At 47.6% G+C, this 796-nt stretch carries 1 protein-coding gene; it reads right to left on the reverse strand.

The window, feature by feature from the left end; genetic code table 11:
* Positions 1–796 (reverse strand): DEAD/DEAH box helicase (locus tag R7Q11_RS25690; RefSeq protein WP_225466939.1); only part of this gene is annotated, 796 nt, incomplete at both ends.

The raw sequence follows: 796 nt of genomic DNA on the forward strand, positions 1-796 counted from the left end.
CCGCATGACCTTGCTTACCCGCGCGACCAGTACGGCCGATTCGGTGAACGTAATCTTCAGCAAGGAAAGGCATGTCGTAGTTCACTACGTGAGGCAGATCTTCAATATCCAAACCACGCGCCGCCACGTCCGTTGCTACCATGACGCGAACTTTGCCCGTTTTGAACTCTTCTAGCGCACGACGACGAGCACTCTGAGCACGGTCACCGTGACAAACTACTGCTTTGATGCCGTCAAGTTTCAGCTCTTTCACCACATCATTTGCGGTTTCTTTGTAGTTTACAAACACCAAAACTTGTTGCCAGTTTTTGCGACCGATCAGTTCAGAAAGCAGTTCTGTTTTACGTTCTTGATCGACTGGGTAAAGTACGTGAGCAACAGTGTGCGCGGTAGTGTTTGCACGCTCTACTTCGATGCGTTTTGGTTTACGCAAAATGTCTTTCGCTAACAGATTTAGCTGGCTTGAAGTCGTTGCCGAGAACATCATGATTTGCGGATCAGTATCAACGTCCAACATGATCTTACGAACAGCATGAATAAAGCCCATATCCAGAATACGGTCAGCTTCATCAAAAACAAGGAACTCAAGGTTCGCAACAGAAACGTTGCCTTGTTCGATGTGCTCTTCCAAGCGGCCTGGCGTTGCAACCAGAATATCGACGCCGTTTTCTAAAGCAGAAACTTGTGAAGACATTTTACGACCACCAAATACAGCCACAACCGATAGGTCTGTGTACTTAGTGTACGCTTTAATGTTGTCAGCAATCTGCTCTGCCAGTTCACGCGTTGGTGCCAA

The sequence above is a fragment of the Vibrio sp. 970 genome, from assembly GCF_033339075.1.